General features: G+C 56.7%; 25 protein-coding genes. 13 read left to right on the top strand and 12 right to left on the bottom strand.

Annotated elements, in window-relative coordinates; translation table 11 throughout:
• Positions 1–47: 47 nt before the first annotated feature.
• Entirely contained in the window at positions 48–773 is a 726-nt protein-coding gene (locus ACR0J7_RS07540) for a hypothetical protein (protein WP_480913729.1), read from the bottom strand.
• 178 nt (positions 774–951) lie between these two features.
• Between ACR0J7_RS07540 and ACR0J7_RS07535 the strand changes: the two genes are divergently transcribed.
• The 4 genes from ACR0J7_RS07535 (at position 952) to msrA (ending at position 3,903) form a co-directional block, all read left to right on the top strand.
• Positions 952–2,178 (top strand): argininosuccinate synthase, encoded by a 1,227-nt coding sequence (locus tag ACR0J7_RS07535; RefSeq protein ID WP_209506894.1) that lies wholly within the window; start codon positions 952–954, stop codon positions 2,176–2,178.
• Positions 2,179–2,210: 32 nt separating this feature from the next.
• Positions 2,211–2,615, top strand: a complete 405-nt coding sequence (locus ACR0J7_RS07530; protein WP_480913844.1) for a DUF1810 domain-containing protein — start codon at positions 2,211–2,213, stop codon at positions 2,613–2,615.
• Positions 2,616–2,694: 79 nt separating this feature from the next.
• Complete coding sequence (locus tag ACR0J7_RS07525) at positions 2,695–2,976, top strand: SCP2 sterol-binding domain-containing protein (RefSeq protein ID WP_480913727.1); 282 nt, start codon at positions 2,695–2,697, stop codon at positions 2,974–2,976.
• A gap of 255 nt (positions 2,977–3,231) precedes the next feature.
• Entirely contained in the window at positions 3,232–3,903 is a 672-nt protein-coding gene (gene msrA / locus ACR0J7_RS07520) for a peptide-methionine (S)-S-oxide reductase MsrA (protein WP_480913725.1), read from the top strand.
• On the opposite strand, the gene ACR0J7_RS07515 is transcribed toward msrA, so the two are convergent.
• Both ACR0J7_RS07515 and ACR0J7_RS07510 read right to left on the bottom strand, forming a co-directional pair.
• Positions 3,900–4,772 carry a ribokinase gene (locus tag ACR0J7_RS07515; RefSeq protein ID WP_480913723.1) on the bottom strand — a complete coding sequence of 291 codons (873 nt, stop codon included), beginning with the start codon at positions 4,770–4,772 and terminating at the stop codon, positions 3,900–3,902. The genes msrA and ACR0J7_RS07515 overlap by 4 nt on opposite strands.
• Positions 4,773–4,775: 3 nt before the next feature.
• Positions 4,776–7,031 (bottom strand): NADP-dependent malic enzyme, encoded by a 2,256-nt coding sequence (locus ACR0J7_RS07510; protein WP_267363735.1) that lies wholly within the window; start codon positions 7,029–7,031, stop codon positions 4,776–4,778.
• 160 nt (positions 7,032–7,191) lie between these two features.
• Here ACR0J7_RS07510 and mutS point away from each other — a divergent pair, with 160 nt between their 5' ends.
• Positions 7,192–9,807 carry a DNA mismatch repair protein MutS gene (gene mutS / locus ACR0J7_RS07505; protein WP_480913842.1) on the top strand — a complete coding sequence of 872 codons (2,616 nt, stop codon included), beginning with the start codon at positions 7,192–7,194 and terminating at the stop codon, positions 9,805–9,807.
• A gap of 56 nt (positions 9,808–9,863) precedes the next feature.
• On the opposite strand, the gene ACR0J7_RS07500 is transcribed toward mutS, so the two are convergent.
• Positions 9,864–10,427, bottom strand: coding sequence for a nucleotide exchange factor GrpE (locus ACR0J7_RS07500; RefSeq protein ID WP_480494021.1), 564 nt, complete (start codon positions 10,425–10,427; stop codon positions 9,864–9,866).
• 10 nt (positions 10,428–10,437) lie between these two features.
• Positions 10,438–11,502, bottom strand: a complete 1,065-nt coding sequence (hrcA, locus tag ACR0J7_RS07495; protein ID WP_480898691.1) for a heat-inducible transcriptional repressor HrcA — start codon at positions 11,500–11,502, stop codon at positions 10,438–10,440.
• 112 nt (positions 11,503–11,614) lie between these two features.
• Between hrcA and rph the strand changes: the two genes are divergently transcribed.
• From rph to ACR0J7_RS07475, 4 genes are read left to right on the top strand one after another with little or no spacing between them, the layout of a single operon-like run.
• Positions 11,615–12,328: a ribonuclease PH gene (gene rph, locus ACR0J7_RS07490; RefSeq protein ID WP_267363729.1), complete on the top strand. Its 714-nt coding sequence runs from the start codon at positions 11,615–11,617 to the stop codon at positions 12,326–12,328.
• Positions 12,325–12,939, top strand: a complete 615-nt coding sequence (gene rdgB / locus ACR0J7_RS07485) for an RdgB/HAM1 family non-canonical purine NTP pyrophosphatase (protein ID WP_480546076.1) — start codon at positions 12,325–12,327, stop codon at positions 12,937–12,939. The genes rph and rdgB overlap by 4 nt, the downstream gene beginning before the upstream one ends.
• On the top strand, positions 12,929–14,083 hold the full coding sequence (hemW, locus tag ACR0J7_RS07480) for a radical SAM family heme chaperone HemW (protein WP_480913720.1): 1,155 nt from the start codon (positions 12,929–12,931) through the stop codon (positions 14,081–14,083). The genes rdgB and hemW overlap by 11 nt, the downstream gene beginning before the upstream one ends.
• Before the next feature lie 2 nt (positions 14,084–14,085).
• The gene (locus tag ACR0J7_RS07475) at positions 14,086–14,439 is read left to right on the top strand and encodes a YbaN family protein (RefSeq protein ID WP_480482526.1); all 354 of its coding nucleotides are present in this window, start codon (positions 14,086–14,088) and stop codon (positions 14,437–14,439) included.
• Here ACR0J7_RS07475 and ACR0J7_RS07470 read toward each other — a convergent pair.
• The 7 genes from ACR0J7_RS07470 to ACR0J7_RS07440 all read right to left on the bottom strand — a co-directional run bounded on the left by ACR0J7_RS07470 (position 14,429) and on the right by ACR0J7_RS07440 (position 21,801).
• Positions 14,429–15,325, bottom strand: a complete 897-nt coding sequence (locus tag ACR0J7_RS07470; RefSeq protein ID WP_480913718.1) for a ParB/RepB/Spo0J family partition protein — start codon at positions 15,323–15,325, stop codon at positions 14,429–14,431. The two genes, ACR0J7_RS07475 and ACR0J7_RS07470, sit on opposite strands and share 11 nt — an antisense overlap.
• 20 nt (positions 15,326–15,345) lie before the next feature.
• Positions 15,346–16,149, bottom strand: a complete 804-nt coding sequence (locus tag ACR0J7_RS07465) for a ParA family protein (protein WP_209506882.1) — start codon at positions 16,147–16,149, stop codon at positions 15,346–15,348.
• A complete protein-coding gene (gene rsmG, locus ACR0J7_RS07460) occupies positions 16,142–16,762 on the bottom strand; it encodes a 16S rRNA (guanine(527)-N(7))-methyltransferase RsmG (RefSeq protein ID WP_480913716.1) in 621 nt (206 codons plus the stop codon). The genes ACR0J7_RS07465 and rsmG overlap by 8 nt, the downstream gene beginning before the upstream one ends.
• The gene (gene mnmG, locus ACR0J7_RS07455) at positions 16,759–18,627 is read right to left on the bottom strand and encodes a tRNA uridine-5-carboxymethylaminomethyl(34) synthesis enzyme MnmG (RefSeq protein WP_480909909.1); all 1,869 of its coding nucleotides are present in this window, start codon (positions 18,625–18,627) and stop codon (positions 16,759–16,761) included. Before mnmG ends, rsmG begins: the two co-directional genes overlap by 4 nt.
• A gap of 12 nt (positions 18,628–18,639) precedes the next feature.
• Entirely contained in the window at positions 18,640–19,926 is a 1,287-nt protein-coding gene (gene mnmE / locus ACR0J7_RS07450) for a tRNA uridine-5-carboxymethylaminomethyl(34) synthesis GTPase MnmE (protein WP_480506859.1), read from the bottom strand.
• A gap of 31 nt (positions 19,927–19,957) precedes the next feature.
• Complete coding sequence (rho, locus tag ACR0J7_RS07445) at positions 19,958–21,229, bottom strand: transcription termination factor Rho (RefSeq protein WP_267364726.1); 1,272 nt, start codon at positions 21,227–21,229, stop codon at positions 19,958–19,960.
• 122 nt (positions 21,230–21,351) lie between these two features.
• On the bottom strand, positions 21,352–21,801 hold the full coding sequence (locus ACR0J7_RS07440) for a CopD family protein (RefSeq protein WP_209506877.1): 450 nt from the start codon (positions 21,799–21,801) through the stop codon (positions 21,352–21,354).
• A gap of 404 nt (positions 21,802–22,205) precedes the next feature.
• Here ACR0J7_RS07440 and ACR0J7_RS07435 point away from each other — a divergent pair, with 404 nt between their 5' ends.
• The 4 genes from ACR0J7_RS07435 to dnaQ are packed head-to-tail and all read left to right on the top strand — an operon-like array spanning position 22,206 to position 24,940.
• Complete coding sequence (locus ACR0J7_RS07435; RefSeq protein WP_480506858.1) at positions 22,206–22,805, top strand: Maf family protein; 600 nt, start codon at positions 22,206–22,208, stop codon at positions 22,803–22,805.
• The gene (locus ACR0J7_RS07430; RefSeq protein WP_480913715.1) at positions 22,802–23,635 is read left to right on the top strand and encodes a shikimate dehydrogenase; all 834 of its coding nucleotides are present in this window, start codon (positions 22,802–22,804) and stop codon (positions 23,633–23,635) included. The genes ACR0J7_RS07435 and ACR0J7_RS07430 overlap by 4 nt, the downstream gene beginning before the upstream one ends.
• Complete coding sequence (gene coaE / locus ACR0J7_RS07425; protein WP_480624792.1) at positions 23,632–24,225, top strand: dephospho-CoA kinase; 594 nt, start codon at positions 23,632–23,634, stop codon at positions 24,223–24,225. The genes ACR0J7_RS07430 and coaE overlap by 4 nt, the downstream gene beginning before the upstream one ends.
• Positions 24,218–24,940 carry a DNA polymerase III subunit epsilon gene (gene dnaQ / locus ACR0J7_RS07420; RefSeq protein WP_480622682.1) on the top strand — a complete coding sequence of 241 codons (723 nt, stop codon included), beginning with the start codon at positions 24,218–24,220 and terminating at the stop codon, positions 24,938–24,940. The genes coaE and dnaQ overlap by 8 nt, the downstream gene beginning before the upstream one ends.
• Positions 24,941–24,963: the final 23 nt, after the last annotated feature.

Genomic DNA, 24,963 nt, shown 5'->3' with positions numbered 1-24,963 from the left:
TGCCCCATCAGCGTGATAAGGGCAAGGAATACATATGTGTACGCCGCTCAGGAGAGTTGGCGTTTTTCGATAAAGACGCCGTACATCGTGGTCAGAATGCTGACGTTGATCATCGGCAGGATCAGCATTCCAAAAAACAATGTCAGTAAGATGCCTAACAGAGGAATAAACGCCAACCCGGTGAATATTAGCTGAACCAGAAATTGGAACAGAAAATTCACGATCAAAAGAACAATAATAGCCCCCGATGCACCCTGAGTGCTGTTCCATACATCTGCCAGAGTCGCTGGGTGCCCGATAGCTGCCGCTGGCAAGACGATAGAAAGGCGATAAAAGCAGACAACCAGAAAGATGGCATAAACAGCGACAAGCGCGAATCCGATTGAGCCGCCACTCAGTGCTGACATAACAAAGCCCATCGGAAGGAATGCAATGGCCATCAAAATTCCCAACATCAGAAAGCGACCGAAATAGGCCAGAATCCTGTCGAAGCGGAATGTCGGGAGTATTCCCGTGGGATATTCTTCCATCAGGATGAAGCGGTGCCATGACACCGCGATCCAGAACATGGTAACGGACATTACCGCCAGTAAAACGACCACAAAGACAATGGCTGAACCTGCGGTTGCACCTGGCGGCAACGCGCCTGTGTTGTCTTCAAGCGCCTCAAGCGGAATACCAAGCGCCAAAAACACGCCCACGATGATGATTGTCGCAATTAGAGCAGGGCCAACCGTTATCTGTAGCACCTGCTTGATGTTTCCAAATACCATCCGCACAGAATGCAAGAAAATCTGCCATCCCAACATTTGAAACCGCCTCTTCAACCAATGCTTGTTATTCTCTGCACCCGTTTCACCTCATTTCCCGGCCTTCGTCAACGCGCACCAACTTGCCCCCGCGTCCAAAACCCGCTAGGGGCCAATCGTTCTACGCATAAAGGGAAGTCAGATGTCCGCGCCCAAGAAAGTTGTTCTGGCCTATTCCGGTGGCCTTGATACCTCGATCATTCTGAAATGGCTGCAGACCGAGTATGGCTGTGAGGTCGTGACCTTCACTGCCGATCTGGGTCAGGGCGAGGAGCTGGAGCCCGCGCGCCAAAAGGCCGAACTGCTGGGGATCAAGCCCGAGAACATCTATATCGAGGATATCCGCGAGGAATTCGTCCGCGATTTCGTCTTCCCGATGTTCCGTGCCAATGCGCAATATGAAGGTCTGTACCTGCTGGGCACTTCGATCGCGCGGCCGCTGATCTCGAAACGCCTGATTGAGATCGCTGCCGAAACCGGTGCTGATGCTGTCGCCCATGGTGCAACCGGCAAAGGCAACGATCAGGTGCGGTTCGAACTGGCGGCATATGCGCTGAACCCAGACATCAAGGTGATCGCCCCCTGGCGCGAGTGGGATCTGACCAGCCGTACCAAGCTGCTTGAATTCGCCGAGCAGAACCAGATTCCGATTGCCAAGGACAAGCGTGGTGAGGCGCCGTTCTCGGTCGATGCCAACCTGCTGCATACCTCGTCCGAGGGCAAGGTTCTGGAAGACCCCGCCGATATGGCCCCCGACTATGTCTACCAGCGCACCGTCCACCCCGAGGACGCCCCGAATGAGCCTGAATTTATCGAGATCGGCTTTGAAAAAGGCGACGCCGTCAGCATCAACGGTGAGGCGATGAGCCCGGCCACGATCCTGACCAAGCTGAACGAATATGGCGGCAAGCACGGTATTGGCCGTCTGGACCTGGTCGAAGGCCGGTTCGTGGGCATGAAGTCGCGCGGTATCTACGAGACACCCGGCGGCACCATCCTGCTGGAAGCGCACCGTGGCATTGAATCCATCACCATGGACCGTGGCGCGATGCATCTGAAAGACCAGCTGATGCCGCAATATGCGGAACTCATCTATAACGGTTTCTGGTACAGCCCCGAGCGCGAGATGCTGCAAGCCGCCATCGACAGGTCGCAAGAGCATGTCACCGGCACCGTCCGCGTGAAACTGTACAAAGGTCTGGCCTCGACCGTGGGCCGCTGGTCGGATCATTCGCTGTACTCTGAGGCACATGTGACCTTCGAAGAGGATGCAGGTGCGTACGATCAGAAAGATGCGGCAGGCTTTATCCAGCTGAATGCGCTGCGTCTGAAACTGCTGGCTGCTCGGAACAAGCGCCTGTCCAAGTGATCGACGAAGACGATACCGACGACGAACTCGACATGTTCATCGAGGCGCAGGACACGGTTTGGGCCGATGTCCTGCGCGAACTTGAACAGGGGCAGAAATCCAGCCACTGGATGTGGTTCGTGTTTCCGCAACTGGCCGAGCTGGGCCAGTCCCATATGGCGCAGCTTTACGGCATTGAAGATCTGGACGAGGCGACACGCTATCTGAACCACCCGGAACTGCGCGACCGGCTTAGGCAGGCGGCCTCGCTGATGCTGCTGCACACGGGGCGCGATGCCCGCGACATTCTGGGCGGAATTGACGCGAAAAAGCTGCGATCTTCGATGACATTGTTTTCGTCTGTGGCAGATGCTCCGCCCGAGTTTCGTGCTGTTCTGGATGCCTTTTATGGCGGCAAGCCTTGTGACCGGACGGTTCAGATCCTCGGCGCATCGTGATCAGAAGTTCCAGTTGGGTCAGCCTTGCCTGTTCGACACCTGACGCATTACGCATTCGGAAACCGTGAAAGGAACCCGAATGCTTCAGGACATCGCCGATGGAATTCAAAAAGGGCTGAGCGGCAAAAGCTTTGATGGATCGCTCAAATTCGATTGCGGCGCGGATGGTGTGATTGTTCTGGCAGAAAACCAGGCAACGACGCAGGATCGGGACACGGATTGCACAATCCGTATTTCGCAGGAGAACCTGACCAAGCTGTTGACCGGAAAGCTGAACCCGATGACCGGCGTTGCTTTGGGCAAGCTCAAGATCTCGGGCAATATGGGTGTTGCGATGAAGCTGGGGCAACTGCTGGGCTGAATTTGCCTCAAAGTTGGCCTTTGGCCCGAGTCCAGCCAGACCAGCGGTTCCCCCGCGGTGTACCGCGATTCCGCATCGGGATACCTGTCGCGCATGATCTGGGGCAAATGAACTGTGGTTTCGCCCACCCTTCAAGTGGGCCGTCTACACGTAATCGCAGACGATAAACTCGTCTCACCAGCGCGTGACATTGCATGACAGGCAATTGCAAGGGGGTCGAACCCGCGTCAATCTCATCTTAAAAGGAGACCTGACATGATGCGGACCGCTTATTTTGAAACCGTCAGACCAGCCCTTCTGTTTACACTGATTGCATTGGCCGCACTGTTGCGCGCACTGCCCGCCCCGGCTGCGGGAACCGAAACGCTGACGGTGGCTGGCGGGTGTTTCTGGTGCGTGGAATCCGATTTCGAATCCGTGCCCGGCGTAATCGGGGCGGTGTCCGGATATACCGGCGGTACAACTGCGGACCCGACATATGATCAGGTTTCAAAAGGGGAAACCGGACACTACGAGGCGGTTCAGATCACGTTCGATCCGGCGCGCGTCTCTCGCGCGTCACTTCTGAACATGTTTTTCCGGTCGGTTGACCCGACAGACGCCGGTGGCCAGTTCTGTGACCGGGGCGACAGCTATCGAACTGCGATATTCGTCTCTAACACAGGTGAAAAGGCGCTGGCGGAACAAGCCAAAGCAGACGCGCAGCAAGCGCTGGGGCAGACCATTGTCACCCCGGTTCTAAGCGCAGGACCCTTTTACCCCGCCGAGGCGTATCATCAGGATTATTACAAAGGCAACAAACTGGTCCTTACCCGTTTTGGACCAAAGCGCCAGCACAACGCCTACAAGGCGTATCGCAAAGCCTGTGGTCGTGACGCGCGCGTCAAGCAGCTTTGGGGTGGGGATGCGCCATTTGCAGGCTCCTAGTCAAAGGATGCGTCACGTACTTCTTTCAGATCGGGAATGACATCCGCCGTTCCGTGCCGCATGACCATCAGGGCTGCGGCGCGGTTTGCCTGCAATATGGCCTGTTCCATTGGCATTCCGCGATCCATGCCTGCCAGCACGTAGCCGGTGAAGGTGTCGCCTGCCCCTGTGGTATCCACCGCCCGCACCTTATGCGCGGGAAACTCGACCGGATCGTTGCCCTGCTGCAAGTACCTCGCGCCTTTTGAGCCCAGGGTAACGATGACATGCCGAACGGGCAGATCAGCGATGCTCAGACCGGTTTCCTGACGCAGTTGCTCGGCCTCCACCTCATTCAGGATCAGGAAATCCAGATAGGGCAGAACGCCCTGAACGGCCTGTGCCTGAAACGGGGCTGCGGCATAACAGACGGTCAAGCCAAGCTTGCGCCCCAGCTGCGCCGCTTCGACCTGGGCATTGGTTTCATTCTGTAAGATCAGCAGATCACCGGTGTTTGCCGAGGCCAGCGCCTGCCCCAGATGGGCGGGTTCCAAAGCGTGATTGGCCCCGGGATACAGGATAATCAGGTTCTCACCCTCGGCATCCACCGCAATGATGGCGTGGCCTGTGGGAACATCCACCTCAGAGATATGGCGCGTATCCACACCATATCCTGTCAGTCGATCCTTGGCCCAGCGCCCATCGGGCCCCACGGCACCTATATGGCTGACGCGTGATCCCGCACGCGCCGCGGCCACCGACATGTTGGCCCCCTTGCCGCCCAGGAACCGACCCAGCCTACGGGCAGCCAGAGTTTCCCCCGGCGCAGGCAAATGCGGCAGGTCATAAACCATATCCGCGTTGATTGAGCCGAGATTCCAGATCGTCATGATTTATCCGATGTCGCAAGAGGCCAGAATGGCCATGTTCAGAATATCGTTCGCGGTCGAGACGGTCGAACAGATCTGGATCGGCTTGTCGATGCCTGACAGGATCGGGCCGATCACGGTCGCACCACCCATTTCCTGCATCAGCTTAGTCGAGATTGATGCCGAATGCCGGGCCGGAACGATCAGGATATTCGCCGGACCGGTCAGGCGCGAGAACGGATAGGCCGCTTGCTGTTCGATGTTCAGGGCGACGTCCACCGTCATTTCACCCTCGTATTCAAAGTCGACGCCGCGCCGATCCAGAACAGCCGGGGCACGGTGCATCTTTTCGGCACGTTCTGACACCGGATAGCCAAAGGTCGAGAAGCTGACAAAAGCCACGCGCGGCTCCAGCCCCATATGCCGGGCAACTGCGGCCGAACGCTCGGCAATATTCGCCAGATCGTTTTCGTCGGGCCATTCATGTACCAAAGTGTCGCCAATCAGGACAATCCGGCCCTTATGCAGCAAAGCTGTCACACCGGCAGCACCGTTGGCCGCATCTGCATCAAACACATGGTTGATCCGGTCGAGCACATGCGCGGACTTGCGGGTTGCGCCAGTGACCAGACCATCACCATGCCCGTGGGCCAGCATCAGCGAAGAAAACACATGGCGGTCCCGTGCAGCCAAACGGTGAATGTCTTTGCGGTCAAACCCCTTACGCTGCAGGCGCTGATACAGGAAGTTCGAATAGGTTTCGAGATGCGTGGTATTGGCGGCATTCACGACCTCGATTTCACGCACAGCGTCGCCCAGGCCCGTGGCTTCCAGTTTGGTCTTAACATCGTCTGGCCGACCCACCACAAGCGCCTTACCAAAACCTGACCGCTGATACATGACCGCAGCGCGCAATACCCGGGGATCGTCGCCTTCGGCGAAAATCATGCGGCTTTGCGCCTGACGCGCACGGGCGTTCAAACCGCGCAGGATACTGGCGGTCGGGTCCATCCGGGATTTCAGGCTCAGCTCATACGCGTCCATATCGATGATCGGACGGCGCGCGGCACCGGTGTCCATCCCCGCCCTTGCAACGGCCGGTGGGATGCGATGGATCAAACGCGGGTCGAATGGGGTGGGAATGATATAGTCCCGCCCAAAGGTCAGCGACTTGCCATAGGCCATGGCGACCTCATCCGGCACATCCTCGCGCGCCAGATTGGCAAGTGCGTGGGCACAGGCGATCTTCATCTCATCATTAATGGCGCGGGCGTGAATGTCCAACGCACCGCGGAACAGGTAGGGGAAGCCCAGAACGTTATTCACCTGGTTTGGATAATCGCTGCGCCCGGTGGCAACGATCGCATCCACGCGAACCTCGTGCGCTTCTTCCGGAGTGATCTCGGGGTCGGGATTGGCCATTGCAAAGATGACAGGATTGTCGGCCATGCTGGCGACCATATCCTGCGTGACCGCGCCTTTCACCGAAACGCCCAGGAACACATCCGCCCCCTTCATCGCGTCTTCCAATGTGCGCAAGTCGGTTGTGATCGCGTGGGCCGATTTCCACTGGTTCATGCCCTCGGTCCGGCCTTGATAGATCACGCCCTTGGTATCGCAGACAATGCAGTTTTCATGCCGCGCGCCCATTGCCTTGAGCAGTTCGATACAGGCAATCCCAGCCGCACCTGCGCCATTCAGAACGATTTTCACGTCCTCGATCTTCTTGCCCGAGATATGCAGCGCGTTCAGCAGGCCCGCAGCACAGATCACGGCTGTGCCGTGCTGGTCATCGTGAAAGACGGGGATGTCCATCTCTTCTTTCAGGCGCTGTTCGATGATGAAACACTCGGGCGCCTTGATGTCTTCCAGATTGATGCCGCCAAAGGTCGGCCCCATCAGGCGCACCGCACGGCAGAATTCATCCGGGTCTTCGGTGTCCAGCTCGATATCGATCGAGTTCACGTCGGCGAACCGTTTGAACAGGACCGATTTGCCTTCCATGACCGGTTTCGAGCCCAGCGCGCCAAGGTTACCAAGGCCCAGCACCGCCGTCCCGTTCGAGATTACGGCCACCAGGTTGCCCTTGTTGGTATAGTCATAGGCCGTTTCCGGGTTTTCCGCGATGGCCTCGCAGGGAACGGCCACGCCCGGGCTGTAGGCCAGCGACAGGTCACGCTGCGTTGTCATGGGGACGGTGGCCTGCACCTCCCACTTGCCGGGGGTGGGGTCCAGGTGAAAGGCCAATGCCTCTTCTTTGGTGATCTTCGCTTTGGGCATCTTAAATGTCGTTTCCATGACTTCAGGGCTGACGCCTCATAGCGCAGGAGAACGCCCGCCTCAACGAGAATGAGTTTTCGGCTTTTACAGAAGATGCGGGATTTGTAAGGTCGCGCCCGGAATACGCCAAAAGGGGGCCGATTTGTCCACAGTCACGCCAATGATGGCGCAATACCTCGAAATCAAACAAGCCCACGCGGATGCCCTGCTGTTTTATCGCATGGGTGATTTCTACGAGATGTTTTTCGAGGATGCCGTCAACGCTGCCGAAGCGCTGGATATCGCGTTGACCAAGCGTGGCAAGCACAATGACGAAGACATCCCGATGTGTGGCGTGCCGGTGCATTCGGCCGAAGGATACCTTCTGACACTGATCCGCAAGGGCTTTCGCGTTGCGGTCTGCGAACAGATGGAAAGCCCGGCTGAAGCGAAGAAAAGAGGCTCTAAATCGGTCGTAAAGCGTGATGTCGTGCGACTGGTCACACCCGGAACACTGACCGAAGATGCGCTGCTTGAGGCGCGCCGGCACAACTTTCTGGCTGCCTATGCCGAGGTCCGGGACGAGGCCGCGCTTGCCTGGGCTGATATTTCAACGGGCGCGTTTCACGTGATGCCCCTGACCTCGGTCCGGCTCAGCCCCGAACTTGCCCGGCTTGCGCCCTCTGAACTGATCGTGGCCGATGGGGCGCAGGAAAAGCTGAACGAAACGCTGCTTGATCTGGGGATTTCACTGACCCCGGTCGGGCGCGCCAGTTTCGACAGCACGGCGGCGGAAAAGCGCATCTGCGGGCTGTTTCACGTGGGCGCCTTGGACGCGTTCGGCAATTTCGGCCGCGCCGAAGTGTCCGCGATGGGCGCGCTGATCGACTATCTGGAGATTACGCAAAAGGGCAAGCTGCCCCTGCTGCAAACACCGCTGAAAGAATCTGAGGATCGGGTCGTTCAGATCGACGCTGCAACGCGCCGCAATCTGGAACTGACCCGCTCGCTGTCCGGCGGGCGCGCAGGATCGCTTCTTTCTGTCGTTGACCGGACCGTTACCCCCGGTGGCGCGCGATTGCTGGAACAGCGGCTTTCAAGCCCTTCTCGAAATCTGGATGTGATCCATGCCCGGCTTGACGCAGTCAGTTTCGCCGCTGGTGACAGCCTGATCGCGTCTGATCTGCGCGAAGCCTTGCGCAAAACCCCGGATCTGGACCGCGCTCTGTCGCGTTTGTCATTAGAACGTGGCGGGCCTCGTGACCTGACAGCCATTCGCAATGGCCTGACCCAGGCGGTCACGATTGCCGAAATCTGCACCGGTCAGGATTTACCGGTGTTGCTGGCAACCGTGCTTCAGAACCTTGTTGGTTTCGATGACTTGCTGACCTTGCTGGACGAGGCGTTGGTGGCCGAGCCCCCGCTTCTGACCCGCGACGGAGGCTTTATCGCGCCAGGTTTTGACGCTGAACTGGACGAGGCCCGCACCTTGCGCGACGAAGGCCGGTCCGTCATCGCCGAGTTTCAACGAAAATATGTCGAACACACCGGCATCACCTCGCTGAAAATTAAGCACAACAATGTGCTGGGCTATTTCATCGAAACCACGGCCACCCATGCCGAAAAGATGCTGAACACACCCTTTAGCGAAACCTATATCCATCGCCAGACGACAGCCAATCAGGTGCGGTTTACAACCGTCGAACTGTCCGAGATCGAAACGCGTATCCTGAACGCCGGGAATCTGGCGCTGGAGATTGAAAAGCGGCTCTATCAAAGGCTTTCTGGCGCTATCTTGGACCTCGCTTCCCGATTGAATCAAGCCGCCCGCGGGCTTGCCGAACTGGACCTGACGACCGCTCTGGCTGATCTTGCGCGGGGTGAAAACTGGTGCCGTCCAAGGGTTGATGCCTCTCGCGCATTCAATGTGCAGGGCGGTCGACACCCGGTTGTGGAACACGCCCTCCGGCAGCAAAGCGGCGATGCATTCATTTCCAATGATTGCGATCTGACCGTCGAAAACGGCGCAGCGATATGGTTACTGACGGGTCCGAACATGGCCGGTAAGTCAACCTTTCTGCGCCAGAACGCCCTGATCGCACTGCTTGCCCAAATGGGCAGCTATGTTCCGGCCGAAGAGGCGCATATTGGCGTCGTCAGTCAGCTGTTCAGCCGCGTCGGAGCCTCGGACGATCTGGCGCGGGGGCGGTCGACCTTCATGGTCGAAATGGTCGAAACCGCCGCCATCCTGAATCAGGCCGATGACCGCGCTCTGGTCATTCTGGACGAAATCGGTCGTGGTACCGCCACCTATGATGGCCTGTCCATCGCCTGGGCCACATTGGAACACCTGCACGCGGCCAACAGATGTCGCGCATTGTTTGCCACGCATTATCATGAGCTTACGGCTTTGGCCGGCAAACTCGAAGGTGTCGATAACGCCACCGTAGCGGTCAAAGAGTGGGATGGCGAAGTCATCTTCCTGCACGAGGTTCACAAGGGCGCGGCTGACCGGTCTTATGGGGTGCAGGTTGCGCAGCTGGCCGGTTTACCCGCTTCTGTCGTCGAACGTGCCCGGGTGGTTCTGGACCAGCTTGAAAAAACCGAACGCGAAGGCGGTAAGCAAAAGGCGCTGATTGACGACCTGCCGCTGTTCTCGGCAGCCGCGCCGCCACCCCCGCCCGCACCGAAAACCTCGCCGGTGACCGAGATGCTGGAGGGTGTCCTGCCCGACGAACTGACCCCGCGCGAGGCGCTGGATCTGATCTACAAATTGAAAGAGGCGGCCAGATCCTGACCGCCCTTCATCTTTTCAAAAATACTCTCGCCGAAGGCTTGGCTTTGAAAAGCCAATCAGCTTGCTGGCGTTGAAGAGACCCCGACCTGAGCCGGACGCAACAGTCGGTCGTGCAGCATGAAACCTTCGGCGGACACCTGGATGATGTCCCCTGCCCGCGTGCCCGGGACCGGGGCCTCGAACATTGCTTCGTGCACATTCGGATCAAACCGGTCGCCAACCTGGGGTGTGATCACTTCGATCCCGTGTTTCTGGAACACATCCTTCAGAGCGCGCATGGTCAGTTCGACGCCTTCCAGCAGTCCGGCGGCAACCTCTTTCTGCTCGTCGGTCGCGGCCTCAAGCGCGCGCTTCATGTTGTCGTAAACAGGCAGCATATCGCGGGCCAGCTTGGAACCGCCATACTGTTCGGCATCGCGGCGCGCCTTGTCACCGCGTTTGCGCGCGTTCTCGGCGTCGGCAAGCGCGCGCATGAATTTGTCTTTATACTCATCCCGCTCAGCGCGCAGCTCGTCCAGCTCCAACGCCTCGTCACTGATCTCAGCAAACTCCTCGGCCAGCTCTTCCGCTTCTGCCGCCATGATATCGTCCAGAAAATCTTCGTTCTTGGGCTCTGCCATCTCTTACCCTCTAGCTCCGGTCGGATATCAGCTTGCCGACCAGTTGCGCCGTATAATCCACGATCGGCACGATCCGTCCATAATTCAGACGCGTGGGTCCGATGACCCCGACCGCACCGATTATCTTTCGATCAGCGTTCATATATGGAGACACCACCAAAGAGGAACCCGAAAGTGAGAAAAGTTTGTTCTCAGACCCAATAAAAATGCGCACACCCTCGCCGTCTTCCGTCAATTCGAGGAAATCCGCGATGTCGCGCTTGCGCTCCAAATCATCGAACAGGCTGCGAATACGCTCCAACTCTCCGGCCTGACCGGGTTCGTTCAACAGATTCGCCCGCCCCCGCACGATCAAACGGGCCGAGTCGGCTCCGTCTCCGTCCCAGGCCGCCAGCCCGCTTTCGACCAGCTCGCGCGCCAGCGCATCTATTTCCTGCTTGCGCGCCTGAATCTGTTTCTGCATCTGACGGCGCACTTCACTGAGTGTGCGCCCCTCAATCAGCGCATTCAGAAAATTCGCAGCCTCGCGCATCGAACTGGGCGTCTGGCCGGGCGGCGGTGTGAACAGGCGGTTTTCAACATGGCCGTCAGAAAAGACCAGCACCACCAAAGCCTTGTCATGCCCTAACGAGACAAACTCGATATGTTTGATTTCGGCTTCATGCTTTGGCGTCAGAACCAGCGACGCACCTTGTGTTACGTGTGACAGAGCTGACCCGACCCGATCCAGCATTCCGCCAACATCACCCGTGTTAGAGCCTAAAGTCTCTTCCAGTTTTTGCTTGTCGTCGACGCCCAGATCGCCAACCTCAAGCAAACCGTCCACGAACATACGCAGTCCTTGCTGCGTCGGTACCCGACCCGCGCTGATATGCGGGCTGTCCAGAAGACCCAGAAACTCAAGGTCCTGCATCACGTTGCGCACGGTTGCGGCACTGACTTTTTCAGACAGGGTACGCGTCAGGGTGCGGCTTCCAACCGGCTCTCCGCTTTCCAGATAACTTTCAACGATCAACCGGAACACCTCGCGCGACCGGTCGTTCATCTCGTCCAGAATTTTGCTCGCTTCACTCATGCGTTTTCCCCTGCTGGTTCATCATTAAATAGCAGGCAAATGAAAGGTCAATCGGGGTTGCATCGTAACGCTGCGGGGCGGTATCCCCAACCCAGCAAACAAAGGATTTCCCATGCGACCCTCTGGAAGAGACTTAAGTGAAATGCGCGCCGTTTCAATTGAAACGGGGTTCACCAAACATGCCGAAGGTTCCTGCCTGATCAAAATGGGCGATACACATGTTCTGTGTACCGCTACGATCGAAGATCGCGTACCCCCTTTCATCAAGGGTTCGGGGCTAGGCTGGGTCACCGCCGAATACGGTATGCTGCCCCGCGCCACCAATACTCGGATGCGGCGTGAAGCGGCCTCGGGCAAGCAAGGCGGGCGTACGGTGGAAATCCAGCGCCTGATTGGTCGCGCCCTGCGCGCCGGCGTCGACCGGGTTGCACTGGGCGAACGTCAGATCACCGTTGATTGCGATGTGATCCAGGCCGATGGCGGCACCCGCTGTGCCTCGATCACCGGCGGCTGGGTTGCGCTGCGACTGGCCGTCAACAAACTGATGAAAGCAGGTGACGTGATTTCAGATCCGCTGGTTGATCCGGTCGCCGCCGTTTCCTGCGGGATCTATGCGGGCCAGCCTGTGCTGGACCTTGACTATCCGGAAGACAGCGAGGCCGGTGTCGACGGCAACTTTATCATGACCGGGTCAGGCAAACTGATCGAGGTTCAGATGAGTGCCGAAGGTTCTGTATTCAGCCGCGCCCAGATGGATCAGCTGGTGGATCTGGCGGAAAAAGGCGTTGCCGAGCTGGCCGCAGCCCAGAAAGCTGCCACCGCATGACCCGTAAGTTTGACAGCGACAGGCTGTTGGTCGCGACCCACAACAAAGGCAAGCTTGAGGAGATGGCGCATCTCCTCGAACCTTTTGGCGTGACGGTTGTGGGTGCGGCGGACATGGACCTGCCCGAACCGGAAGAGACCGAGGACACCTTTGTCGGCAACGCCCGGATCAAGGCCCACGCCGCCGCAAAAGCCACCGGGCTGCCTGCCCTGTCAGACGATTCCGGAATCACCATCGACGCCCTGAATGGCGCGCCGGGTGTTTATACCGCTGATTGGGCCGAAACCGGCAACGGTCGCGACTTCCTGATGGCGATGACCCGCGCCCATACTGAGCTTGAGGCAAAGAACGCCCCCCATCCCCGCACAGCGCAATTCCGAAGCACACTGGTGCTGGCCTGGCCTGATGGGCATGATGAAGTGTTTGAAGGCATTGCCCCCGGTCATTTGGTCTGGCCCATCCGCGGCGAAGGTGGATTCGGCTATGACCCGATGTTTGTTCCCGAAGGATACGACATTACCTTTGCCGAGATGGATCGCTGGGAAAAGAACAAGATTAGCCATCGCGGTCGCGCGGTTGAGAAGTTCGTGAAAGGCTGCTTTGGCGGATGATTGGCGCAACGGGGGCTTTGGCCTGTACGTGCATTGGCCCTTTTGCGAGGCCAAATGCCCCTATTGCGACTTCAACAGCCATGTTTCCAAAACTATCGATCAAAAACAATGGCTTAACTCCTATCTGAGCGAATTGCGGCGCTCGGCCGTCGAAACCCCGGATCGGGTGCTGAACACGATCTTTTTCGGTGGTGGAACCCCGTCGCTGATGGACCCGGAAACCGTTGCCGCCGTGATTGAAACCGCCCGCGCCCTGTGGCGCCCCGCCAATGACATGGAAATCTCTCTCGAGGCCAATCCCGGTTCGGTCGAGGCCGGACGGTTCGCGGCCTATCGTGACGCAGGCGTCAACCGGATCTCGATGGGCGTGCAGGCGCTCAACGACGAAGACCTGCGCCGCTTGGGGCGGATTCACACTGTGGCCGAGGCACGCGCCGCCTTTGACATCGCCCGTGATTGTTTTGAACGGGTCAGCTTTGACCTGATCTATGCCAGACAGCACCAAACGCTGGATGCCTGGCGGGCCGAGTTGAACGAAGCTTTGTCCATGGCCGTGGATCACCTGTCGCTGTATCAACTGACAATCGAAGACGGCACCGCTTTTGGCGACCGGTATGCTGTCGGAAAACTGCGCGGCTTGCCCGAAGATGACAGTGCGGCCGACATGTACCTTGCAACACAAGAGATTTGCGAGAAACACGGCCTGCCCGCCTATGAGGTGTCCAACCACGCCCGCCCCGGTGCAGAGTCGCAGCACAATCTGGTCTATTGGCGTTACGGGGATTATGTCGGCATTGGTCCCGGCGCTCATGGGCGGATTACTGTGGATGGTCAAAAACACGCGACCGAGACCCATCTGAACCCGCAACGTTGGCTTGACGCCGCCACGAAGGGTTGCGGAGAAAAGAAACGCTATGTCCTTTCGCTTGAAGATCAGGCGAACGAATACCTTATGATGGGCATAAGGATTTCAGAAGGACTAGATGTAGATAGGTGGGAGGCCCTGTCGGACCGTCCACTTCCAGACGAAACCGTGGACCATCTGGTCGGCATTAATATGATTGAACGTGATAACAACAGACTCAGAGCAACACCAGCGGGGCGCGCCGTGCTGAATGCTGTAATCCGGGAATTGATGGGCTAGATATGCAGTATCTTTGGGCGGGGCTGGGATTGCTTTGCGTTGCGATGGCCGCGATTGGGGTTGTTCTGCCTCTTCTTCCAACGGTTCCGTTTTTGTTGCTGGCAGCGTTTTTCTTTGCGCGATCCTCTTCACGGTTGCACAACTGGCTTCTGTCGCACCGGATTTTCGGGCCAATGATACTGGATTGGCAGAGTTCGGGCGCAATACGCCCGGCCGCAAAAAAGGCAGCAACCCTGTCGGTCGCCGCCGTTTTAGGAGTGTCTTTGCTCTTATCCGTTCCGCCCTTCGTGCTGATCCTTCAGGTCATTGTTCTGGGCGGCGTCCTGATATTTATCTGGACGCGCCCTAACGGCTGAGCTTTGCACAAAGATCGTCAAGCTGATCCAGGTTTTCATACGTCAGAACAACCTGACCGGATTCCGTTCCCGCCTTGTGGTTGATCGAGACTTTCATGGCCAAAATAGCGGACAGGTCTTTTTCCAGCGCGCGCGTATCAGCATCTTTTCCGGCATCCAGATTTCTGGATCTGGGAGCAGGTCGTGCAGTGTCGCCCTGCTGCTGTTTCTTGACCAGCGCTTCGGTCGCGCGCACAGACAAACCATCCTTGACGATCAGTTTTGCCAATTCCGAGGGATTTTCCGCCGTAATCAGCGCCCGCGCATGACCAGCCGATAATTTCCCTTCAATTACAAGAGTTTGCACGTCAATTGGCAGAGACAAAAGCCGCAACAGGTTCGCAATATGGCTGCGGCTTTTCCCCAAAGCCTCAGCAAGCTTTTCCTGCGTGTGGCCAAAGCGATCCATCAACTGCCTGTATCCGGCGGCCTCTTCCACTGCGTTCAGATCAGCGCGCTGGATGTTTTCGATGATCGCAACTTCCAGTACCTCGGTATCATCGAATTCGCGCACAATCACAGGGATCTCGTGCAGCTGCGCCATCTGAGCCGCCCGCCACCGGCGTTCACCAGCGACGATCTCGTATTCCCCAGCCCCTGTTGGACGTACGATCAAGGGTTGGATGATACCTTTTTCCCGAACCGACGCGGCAAGCTCATCCAATTGTTCGGGCTGGAACGTACGTCGCGGCTGATTTGGGTTTGCCTTCAGCTTTTCAATCGGAACTTTAAGGTCAGGTCTGCGGGCGTCAGATGATACCCGGTTGCCCGCCTCTGGATTAACGTCCGCCATGAGTGCGGATAATCCCCGGCCCAACCCTCTGGATTTCGCTTTCCTGGTGCTCATGTCGGCCTCCTCACCACCGCTCATGCTGCGGTCTTGTTGTTCTTATGCATAATCTCACGGGCCAGATGCCGATACGCCATCGCACCAAGTGATCCCGAGTCATACTGCAATACCGGCAGCGCATAGGATGGCGCCTCGCTGACCCGCACATTCCTGGGTATCTTCGTCTTAAAAACCATCTCGCCCAAATTGTCACGCGCATCCTTTTCGACCTGACGGGACAAGTTGTTGCGGTTGTCATACATGGTCAACACAACACCTTCGATTCTCAGGTCTGGATTCGCGGTTTGCCGGACCTCCCGAATTGTCAGCATCAATTGCGAAAGACCCTCCAGCGCAAAGAACTCACTTTGCAGCGGCACTAGGACAGAATGGGCGGCAACCATCGCGTTTACCGTCAAGAGGTTCAGTGACGGCGGGCAATCAATCAGGATGAAATCCAGCTCAAACGCGTCCACCGCCGTCTGACGCAGCGCATCATGCAAAAGATAGCTGCGTTTTTCGTTGGAAATCAGCTCGATATCCGCCGAGCTCAGGTCAACCGTTGCAGGGACAACCAAAAGGTTCTCGATCTCCGTCTCTTGAACCACTGCCTCCAAAGGCGCGTCGTCCAGAATGAGGTCATAAGTGGTCCAATCCCGATCTTCGACCCCTAATCCGGTGGATGCGTTCCCTTGTGGATCGAGGTCAACCACCAATACCCTGCAACCAGCTTCGGCCAGTCCGGCCGCCAGGTTGATCGCTGTGGTTGTTTTCCCTACTCCGCCCTTCTGATTGGCAACCGCTATTATCCGGGGTCCGGACGGTCGAGACAGATCAACCACGTGATACTCCTTTGATCTTAAGGATAACGGCCTGAGGTTCAGTTAAACTTGTAATGGCCTCAGCATCGAAATTCCATTCCTCACGCGCCTCATCCAGCTCTTTTTTCCAGTTTGCACCTTTGGGCAACAGCGCGGTCCCGTTTTCACCTAAATGTATGTCACAAAATGATAACAATGTACGCAAATCCGCCAGCGCGCGCGCCGAAACGATGTTTGCGCCGAGGGGTTCAACCACCTCAATCCGCTTGGAAATCACTTTACACGACACGCCACATTCACGGGCAACGTTACGCAGAAATGCCGATTTTCGCTGGTCGCTTTCCACAAGAGAGAAACTGGCGGCCGGAACTTCCTCGGCCGCAATAATGGCGCACACCATCCCGGGGAACCCGCCGCCACTGCCAAGGTCCACCCAGGTGTCAAACGTTTCAGCGCATCGAAAAACCTGGACAGAATCCAGAATATGCCGATCCCAAATGAATTCCAGGCTATTGCGCGAAACAAGATTTATCCTGGGGTTCCAGTGGTTCACCAGATCAACATAGATTTTCAGACGCTCAAATGTTTCACGTGAAACATTCAAGCCATCAAACTTGGAATAATCGACCGTCATGCCTGACGTGCTCGTTGATCCCGGCGCAATTTCGCCAGAACAAGGGTCAGGGCAGCCGGAGTAACACCTTCGACACGGCTTGCTTGCGCTATGTTCGACGGCTTGGCCTGCGACAGTTTTTGCTTCATCTCAGAAGACAGCCCGTCCAAGCCAAAATAGTCAAACTCACGTGGGATAACATAGGATTCATCCCGCTTCATGGCCTCAACATCGCGCTTTTGCCGATCGATATAGTTTGCGTAAAGCGCGTCGCGTTCGATTTGAAGCCGGATCGCCACGTCTACATCTTGTAGATCAGGTATCAGAGGGAACAAGTCCTCGAAGGATGTATCCGGAAATGCCAGAATTTCCATTCCATCTCGGCGGTTTCCATCCTGGTTGACGTTGATCCCAGCCGAAAGAACTTCCTTGGGTGTGTATGTGCGTGCGGTCAGCTTGGATTTCGCCGCATCAAGCTGGTTCATTTTCTTTTTAAAATGTGCCTGTCGCTTCTCTCCGACACAACCAAGTTCCAAACCAATCGGTGTCAACCGTTGATCGGCATTGTCTGCCCGCAAAGACAGTCGGAATTCAGCCCTGGAGGTAAACATTCGATAGGGCTCAGCCACACCACGGGTCGTCAGGTCGTCTATCATCACGCCGATATAGCTGTCTGATCTTGTGAAAAAGACCGGTTCGCGGCCCTGTACGTCCAGCGCCGCGTTGAGACCAGCAACCATCCCTTGTGCCGCTGCCTCCTCATATCCTGTGGTCCCGTTGATCTGCCCTGCCAGATATAGTCCCGGAACGTCGGGTAGCGACAAGGACGCAGTTAAGATACGAGGGTCCACATAATCATATTCAATCGCATAGCCGGGTTGCAGAATATCCGCCTTTTCAAGCCCTTTGATCGACCGAACATATTCCAACTGCACGTCCTGAGGCAGTGACGTTGAAATACCGTTGGGATAAATCGTGTGGTCATTAACGCCTTCGGGTTCAAGAAAAACCTGATGCGAATCCTTATCTGCAAAGCGCACAATCTTGTCTTCGATCGAAGGGCAATATCTTGGACCTATGCCGTCGATATGGCCACCATACATCGCCGATTTTGAGAGGTTTGCTTCGATGATCTCATGCGTCTTTGCATTGGTGTGTGTAATACCGCAGGAAATCTGAGGCGCGACAACCGATGTTGACAGGAAAGAAAACAAGGTCGGGTCCTCATCCCCGTCTTGTTTTTCCAAACCCGACCAGTTGATCGTACGCCCATCCAGACGCGGCGGTGTGCCGGTTTTCAAGCGCCCCAGCGGAAGGTTATAGCTATCCAACCTCTCGGCCAGTTTTATTGACGGGCGATCTCCCATTCGCCCACCAGCCCGTGACACGTCGCCGATATGGATGACGCCGCGCAGGAAGGTTCCGGAGGTCAGAACAACGGCTTTGGCGTAAATTTCCGACCCATCTCCGAGCACGACACCGGCGACACGGTGTCCATCCATCAGAAAATCTACAACCTCCCCAACGATAACGGACAGGTTTTCCTGATTGCTGATTTCGTTTTGCATCGCCGCCCGGTACAAGGCGCGATCAGCCTGCGTTCTGGGACCCTGAACAGCCGGACCTTTTCGCCGGTTTAACAGTCGAAACTGAATACCAGCCTGGTCAGCGACACGGCCCATTACACCATCTAGCGCGTCAATCTCTCGTACCAGATGTCCCTTCCCCAACCCGCCGATGGCCGGGTTGCAGGACATGACCCCGATATCGGTCGCGGATAATGTCACCAAAGCGGTTTTCGCACCCATCCTGGCAGCGGCGTGCGCAGCCTCCGTACCGGCATGACCAGCCCCAACCACGATGACATCAATGTTTGAATGTTTCACGTGAAACAATCCTTATTTTCCCAAACAAAAGCTGGAGAAGATTTCATCCAACAGTGTTTCGACATCTATTCTGCCAACCAGAGATTCAAGTCCCCGTATGGCGGTTCTTAACTCCTCCGCAGCGATATCATACAGGTCCGGGCCTGATTCCAGAACCGTGATCGCAGCAGCAAGTGAATCCGATGCCTTATTCATCGCAGCGCGGTGGCGCTCACGCGTGGCAATACCATGTGTTGTGGTTCTATCACTCAAGACCCACGAAATCTGGTCTACAAGCGCGTCAATCCCCTGTCCTGTCTTTCCTGAAACACCTTCAGCAGCGCCCTCTCGCAAGTCCGCTTTGGGTAGAACGTGGATATCGCCATCCTGCATGGCCACACCCAGATCTTCCGGTGCTTCAGCCAGGAAAACGCGCAGGTCCGCCGCATCTGCCCGTTTTCGAGCCAGCTCGATCCCAAGATTTTCGACATGATCTTCGGTATCCCGCAACCCGGCCGTATCCAGCAATGTCACCGGCAAACCAGCCAGATCCATTCGAACCTCGATCACGTCCCGGGTCGTGCCTGCGTATTCCGAAGTAATCGCAGCCTCGCGCCCCGCAAGCGCGTTCAGCAGGGTTGATTTTCCTGCATTGGGAAGACCGACAATAGCCACTTCAAATCCGGTACGAATACGCTCGGCGATCTTTACCCCATCAGCTTCTCGACGAAGATCTGCCAGAACTCCGCTTGTCAAACTACGGACTTCCGGCGTGACGTCAGTGGGGACGTCTTCATCAGCGAAATCTATGACCGCTTCCAGCAACGATGCCGCGCGGATCAAATCGCGCCGCCAGCGCTCGGCCAGCGTGCCAAGCTCACCGGCCAGAATGGTTTGGGCCTGCTTACGCTGTGCCTCGGTTTCCGCGTCAATCAGATCTGCCAGGCCTTCGACCTGTGTCAGATCCATCTTGCCATTTTCAAGGGCCCGGCGTGTAAACTCACCCGGGTCCGCCAGTCGCAGCCCATCGGTGTTCGACAAACAACGCAGAACCGCATTGACCGAGGCCGTGCTGCCGTGGATCTGAAGTTCTGCCACGTCTTCACCGGTGAAACTTGCCGGTGCCTGAAATGTCAGAACCAGACCATCATCTAGATGTGATCCATCCTGATCCCGCAGGGTGCGCAAGACCATTCCCCGCTTGGGCAGTTCCGCGCCGCACAGATATGCGGCTGCGGAATGCGCTTCGGGGCCAGAGAGGCGAATGACCGCCACCCCTGCTTTGCCTTGCGCGCTGGCCAAGGCGAATATCGTATCCATTCGAAGGCCTCGCTGGGGTCTAAGACCTGTGTCAGGTGTTCATCGAATCGAAGAACTCGCCGTTTGTCTTCGTCTGTTTCAACTTCGACAACAAGAACTCGATTGCGTCGGTGGTGCCCATCGGATTGAGGATACGGCGCAGAACGAAGGTCTTGGCCAGATCGCCCTTGTCGACCAGCAGGTCCTCTTTCCGAGTACCGGATTTAAGGATGTCGATCGCCGGGAACACGCGTTTGTCTGCAATCTTGCGGTCCAGAACGATTTCCGAGTTACCAGTACCTTTGAATTCTTCAAAGATCACCTCGTCCATCCGGCTGCCGGTATCGATCAGCGCGGTGGCGATAATGGTCAGCGATCCGCCCTCTTCAATATTCCGGGCCGCACCGAAGAAACGCTTGGGCCGCTGCAACGCATTCGCATCCACACCACCGGTCAGAACTTTACCCGAGGACGGAACAACGGTGTTAAACGCCCTACCAAGTCTTGTGATCGAGTCGAGAAGAATAACAACATCTCGTTTATGTTCGACCAAACGCTTGGCCTTTTCAATGACCATCTCCGACACGGCCACGTGACGCGTTGCGGGCTCATCGAAGGTTGACGACACAACCTCACCCTTAACCGAGCGCTGCATGTCGGTCACTTCTTCCGGGCGTTCGTCGATCAGCAGGACGATCAGATAACACTCCGGGTGGTTCTGTTCGATCGAATGCGCGATGTTCTGCAGGATCACGGTTTTACCGGTCCGCGGCGGTGCCACGATCAATGAACGCTGACCTTTACCGATCGGCGCAACCAGATCGATCACGCGCGCTGACTTATCCTTGATGGTGGGGTCTTCGATTTCCATCTTCAGACGCTCATCCGGGTACAGAGGCGTCAGGTTGTCGAACAGGATCTTGTGCTTGGCCTTTTCGGGATCTTCAAAGTTGATCATGGTGACTTTGGTTAGCGCGAAATAACGCTCATTCTCATCCGGCGCCTTGATCTCGCCTTCGACCGTGTCCCCGGTCCGCAATGAGTGCAGACGGATCATATCGGGCGAGACATAGATATCATCAGGGCCCGGCAGATAGTTCGCCTCGGGCGAGCGCAGAAAGCCGAACCCGTCCTGTAGCACTTCCAGTACGCCATCACCGCCGACGGTCCAGCCATCATCGGCACGTTCGCGCAGAATCTGGAACATCATTTCGCCCTTACGCATAGTCGAGGCGTTTTCGATCTCCAGCTCTTCGGCCATGGCCAGAAGGTCTTTGGGGCTTTTGGCTTTCAGGTCGGCCAGATTCAGGGATTCATTGGACATGATACATACCTTCACCGCTGAGAACGCGGCTTGAAGTGGAATTTCAGTACGGAAAATACGCCGCCCGGACGGGCGTGTTGTGATCTACATAAGCGCAGCGACGTTCGGAGTCAAACAGGCGTTCAGAACTTCAGAATGACCGCCAGAACGATGGCAACCATCAGAATGGTCGGAACCTCGTTCATCATGCGATACTGCCGCCCAGTGAGCTTATTCTGGCCTGCCAGGAAATCCTTCCTTCGGGCCATAAGCCAATGGTGGAACCAGGTCATCGCGATCACGCCCGCACCTTTGACCCAGGGCCATGCAAAATCCCATCCGACGATCCCCGGTGTGAACACCATGATCAGCCCGCATACCCAGGTTACAACCATCGCGGGGCGCATGATCACCCGCAGCAGCTTGTCTTCCATTTCAAAGAAGATGTCTTGCGCGCCCTCTACGGCCTGCGCTTTTTCGACGTGATAAACAAACAGCCGTGGTAAATAGAACAAGCCCGCCATCCATGAGATTACGGCCATGATATGTAATGACTTCACCCACGGGTAAATCGTGAAAAGAAGGTCTGTCATGCCGGCTCCGAACGTTGTTCGGAACTCTCCCTAATAAAAAAATATGAAAAGAAAAAGGATGATGGTTTTGTAGGGTGCCAAAAATCCGTGGATTACTTTTTTACCCTAGCGTTTTCCCCAAGGGGACAGAATATCTGAGATCGCCAGTGATTCTGTTAATAGTGGGAAATTAATATAAAGATCAAATATTTACAATGGTTCTACCATACTTGATCTGTGGATAACCCGATGGGTATCGCTGGATAGATCTGTTATCCCAAGAGTTGGAGTTATCCTTGTCCCAACAGGATGAGATTTGAGCGACTCGGGGATCTTTGCCACAAAATTCCCGGGGTTGCGTGTCAACCGGAAAACCATACAAAACACCCCAGAACTCTCATCGATTTGCACACGGGGTTTTCCACATGTCTGTCCCCATTCTTCTGGCTTCGGGATCCGTTATTCGCGCGCAGTTGCTCAGGAACGCAGGTGTGCCGTTTGTGGTTCAAACGGCGCGCGTGGATGAAGAGGCGGTCAAAAGGGCGTTGCTGGCAGAGGATGCCGCACCACGCGATATTGCCGACACGCTGGCCGAGATCAAAGCGCGTAAGGTCAGCGACAAGAACCCCGGCGCCATGGTGATCGGGTGTGATCAGGTGCTGGATTTCGAAGGGCAGCTGCTGTCAAAGCCCGAAACCCCGGAACAGGCGCTGGCCCAACTGAAAGCCATGCGCGGCAAGCGGCACATGCTTTTGTCCGCAGCTGTGATCTATCAGGACGGTGAGCCGATCTGGAGGCATGTAGGGCAAGTGCGTCTGCGGATGCGGGCCAGTTCCGATGCCTATCTGAAAGACTATGTTGCACGGAACTGGGACAGCATTCGCCATGCCGTCGGAGCCTACAAGCTGGAAGAAGAAGGTGTCCGCCTGTTCGCCACCATTGACGGCGACTATTTTAACGTTTTGGGTATGCCCCTGTTAGAGCTTCTCAATTTTCTGGCTGTCAAAGGGATGATCGAGCAATGACGGACAATCGGGTTCCTTTAGCCGGAGTGATCGGGCACCCCATCGGGCATTCGCGTTCACCCAAGCTGCACGGGCATTGGTTAAAGACCTATGGGCTTGTCGGGCATTATATCCCGATGGACGTCGCCTCTGCTGATCTGGAGACTGTGCTGCGAACCCTGCCCAAAGCGGGCTTTGTCGGGGCCAACGTGACCGTTCCGCACAAAGAAGCTGTGCTGAAGATCGCAGATCACGTTTCCGACCGCGCAACGGTCATTGGTGCCGCAAATACGCTGGTGTTCCGAACTGATGGTTCGATCCACGCAGATAACACCGACGGGTACGGGTTTATGGAGAACCTGCGCAATGGCGCACCTGACTGGAATGCGAAAGATGGCCCGGCGGTGGTGTTTGGTGCCGGGGGCGCTGCACGTGCCGTTTTGCAGGCTTTGTCTGATGCCGGGGTGCCGGAAATCCTGCTGACCAACCGGACGCGCGCCCGCGCGGATCATCTGAAGGAAGAGTTCGGCCAACGCATTCGCGTGGTCGATTGGGTTCAGGCGGGAAATGTCATTGAAAACGCCGAACTGGTGGTCAATACGACTTCACTGGGGATGCAGGGCCAGCCAGAGCTGCGCGTGCCGTTGGACGGGTTGCAGCCCGGTGCCGTGGTAACGGACCTGGTCTATACCCCGTTGAAAACCCGCCTGCTGCAAACTGCCGAGGAGGCCGGATGCACCACAGTCGATGGTCTTGGGATGTTGCTGCATCAGGCCGTTCCCGGATTTGAACGCTGGTTTGGTGTCCGCCCTGAGGTAGACGCAGATACGCGCGCGGCGGCTTTGGCATGAGTTTTGCGCTTGGCCTGACAGGCTCAATCGGTATGGGGAAAAGCACCACAGCGCAGATGTTCGTTGAAGAAGGGTGCGCATTGTGGGATGCGGATGCGGCGGTGCATCGGCTGTATGCCATTGGTGGAGCAGCGGTTGAACCAATGCGGGCAGCCTTTCCCGATGCGATACGTGATGGGGTGGTCAGCCGTGACGCGTTGAAACGGATCATCGCGGATGACCCGGCCACGTTGAAAACGATTGAGGCGATTGTGCATCCACTTGTCGCTGCTGACCGCGCAGAATTTCGCGAAAGCGCAACAAGCGACATTTTGGTGTTCGATATTCCACTTTTGTTTGAAACGGGCGGGGATGCAGCAATGGATGCCGTGGCCTGTGTTTCTATCCCGGCCGAAGACCAAAAACGGCGCGTGATGGAACGCGGAACAATGACCGAGGCGCAGTTCGAGCAAATCCGCGCCAAGCAGATCCCGAATGATGAAAAATGCGCGCGGTCGGATTTTGTGATCGTGACCGATACTCTGGACCACGCCCGCGCGCAGGTGCAGGATGTGGTCAAGCAGATACGGGCGGGGATGGCACATGCGTGAGATTGTACTGGATACCGAAACCACCGGGTTTGACCCCGACAGCGGGGATCGGATCGTGGAAATCGGCGCCGTTGAGCTGTGGAACCACGTTGCAACCGGTGAAACCTATCACGTCTATATCAACCCCGAACGCTCGATGCCGGAAGAGGCGTTTGGCGTGCATGGTATAGGTCCCGATCTGCTGGAAACCCCGCGCCCGCCTGAAAAGGGCGAAGTGACTCTGAAAGACAAGCCGGTCTTTGCAAAGGTTGGCCATGGATTTCGCGAATTTGTTGGCGATGCGCGGTTGGTGATCCACAACGCCTCATTCGACATGAAGTTCCTGAATGCCGAGCTGAAATGGATGGGTGCCCCGCTTATCCCCATGGAGCAGGCGTTAGATACACTGGCAATTGCCCGAAAACGGTTCCCCGGTTCGCCAGCGTCACTGGATGCGCTGTGCCGTCGCTTCAATATCGACAACTCGAACCGTGTGTTGCACGGCGCGTTGCTCGACTCGGAAATTCTGGCCGAGGTTTACCTGGAATTGATCGGTGGGCGGCAGCCGGATTTTGGTCTGTCGACATCCACATCTTCTGCGGACGGTGGCAGCGATGATTGGCGAGCTACACCGCGCAGCACACCATTGCCATCCCGGATCACCGAGGATGAACGCGCAGCACATGAAGCTTTCGTGGAAAAACTGGGCGAGAACGCCTTGTGGACCCGCGCCTGATCCGGACAGGCGCGGGTCAAAAC

The organism is Ruegeria sp. O4 (assembly GCF_056535125.1).
Note: the sequence above shows the minus strand (reverse complement) of the source record. Positions and strands in the feature narration are given on the sequence as shown.

Bases quoted from the DNA above. Each gene is read 5' to 3' on its own strand.
- rho (WP_267364726.1), bottom strand. From the start codon at position 21,229: ATGTCCAATGAATCCCTGAATCTGGCCGACCTGAAAGCCAAAAGCCCC.
- ACR0J7_RS07470 (WP_480913718.1), bottom strand. From the start codon at position 15,325: ATGAGCACCAGGAAAGCGAAATCCAGAGGGTTGGGCCGGGGATTATCC.
- dnaQ (WP_480622682.1), top strand. From the start codon at position 24,218: ATGCGTGAGATTGTACTGGATACCGAAACCACCGGGTTTGACCCCGAC.
- ACR0J7_RS07500 (WP_480494021.1), bottom strand. From the start codon at position 10,427: ATGGCAGAGCCCAAGAACGAAGATTTTCTGGACGATATCATGGCGGCA.
- rsmG (WP_480913716.1), bottom strand. From the start codon at position 16,762: ATGACGGTCGATTATTCCAAGTTTGATGGCTTGAATGTTTCACGTGAA.
- ACR0J7_RS07540 (WP_480913729.1), bottom strand. From the start codon at position 773: ATGGTATTTGGAAACATCAAGCAGGTGCTACAGATAACGGTTGGCCCT.
- rdgB (WP_480546076.1), top strand. From the start codon at position 12,325: ATGACCCGTAAGTTTGACAGCGACAGGCTGTTGGTCGCGACCCACAAC.
- mnmE (WP_480506859.1), bottom strand. From the start codon at position 19,926: ATGGATACGATATTCGCCTTGGCCAGCGCGCAAGGCAAAGCAGGGGTG.
- ACR0J7_RS07435 (WP_480506858.1), top strand. From the start codon at position 22,206: ATGTCTGTCCCCATTCTTCTGGCTTCGGGATCCGTTATTCGCGCGCAG.
- ACR0J7_RS07525 (WP_480913727.1), top strand. From the start codon at position 2,695: ATGCTTCAGGACATCGCCGATGGAATTCAAAAAGGGCTGAGCGGCAAA.
- rph (WP_267363729.1), top strand. From the start codon at position 11,615: ATGCGACCCTCTGGAAGAGACTTAAGTGAAATGCGCGCCGTTTCAATT.
- msrA (WP_480913725.1), top strand. From the start codon at position 3,232: ATGATGCGGACCGCTTATTTTGAAACCGTCAGACCAGCCCTTCTGTTT.
- ACR0J7_RS07535 (WP_209506894.1), top strand. From the start codon at position 952: ATGTCCGCGCCCAAGAAAGTTGTTCTGGCCTATTCCGGTGGCCTTGAT.
- ACR0J7_RS07430 (WP_480913715.1), top strand. From the start codon at position 22,802: ATGACGGACAATCGGGTTCCTTTAGCCGGAGTGATCGGGCACCCCATC.
- coaE (WP_480624792.1), top strand. From the start codon at position 23,632: ATGAGTTTTGCGCTTGGCCTGACAGGCTCAATCGGTATGGGGAAAAGC.
- ACR0J7_RS07515 (WP_480913723.1), bottom strand. From the start codon at position 4,772: ATGACGATCTGGAATCTCGGCTCAATCAACGCGGATATGGTTTATGAC.
- ACR0J7_RS07510 (WP_267363735.1), bottom strand. From the start codon at position 7,031: ATGCCCAAAGCGAAGATCACCAAAGAAGAGGCATTGGCCTTTCACCTG.
- hrcA (WP_480898691.1), bottom strand. From the start codon at position 11,502: ATGAGTGAAGCGAGCAAAATTCTGGACGAGATGAACGACCGGTCGCGC.
- mutS (WP_480913842.1), top strand. From the start codon at position 7,192: ATGATGGCGCAATACCTCGAAATCAAACAAGCCCACGCGGATGCCCTG.
- ACR0J7_RS07440 (WP_209506877.1), bottom strand. From the start codon at position 21,801: ATGACAGACCTTCTTTTCACGATTTACCCGTGGGTGAAGTCATTACAT.
- ACR0J7_RS07530 (WP_480913844.1), top strand. From the start codon at position 2,211: ATGTTCATCGAGGCGCAGGACACGGTTTGGGCCGATGTCCTGCGCGAA.
- ACR0J7_RS07475 (WP_480482526.1), top strand. From the start codon at position 14,086: ATGCAGTATCTTTGGGCGGGGCTGGGATTGCTTTGCGTTGCGATGGCC.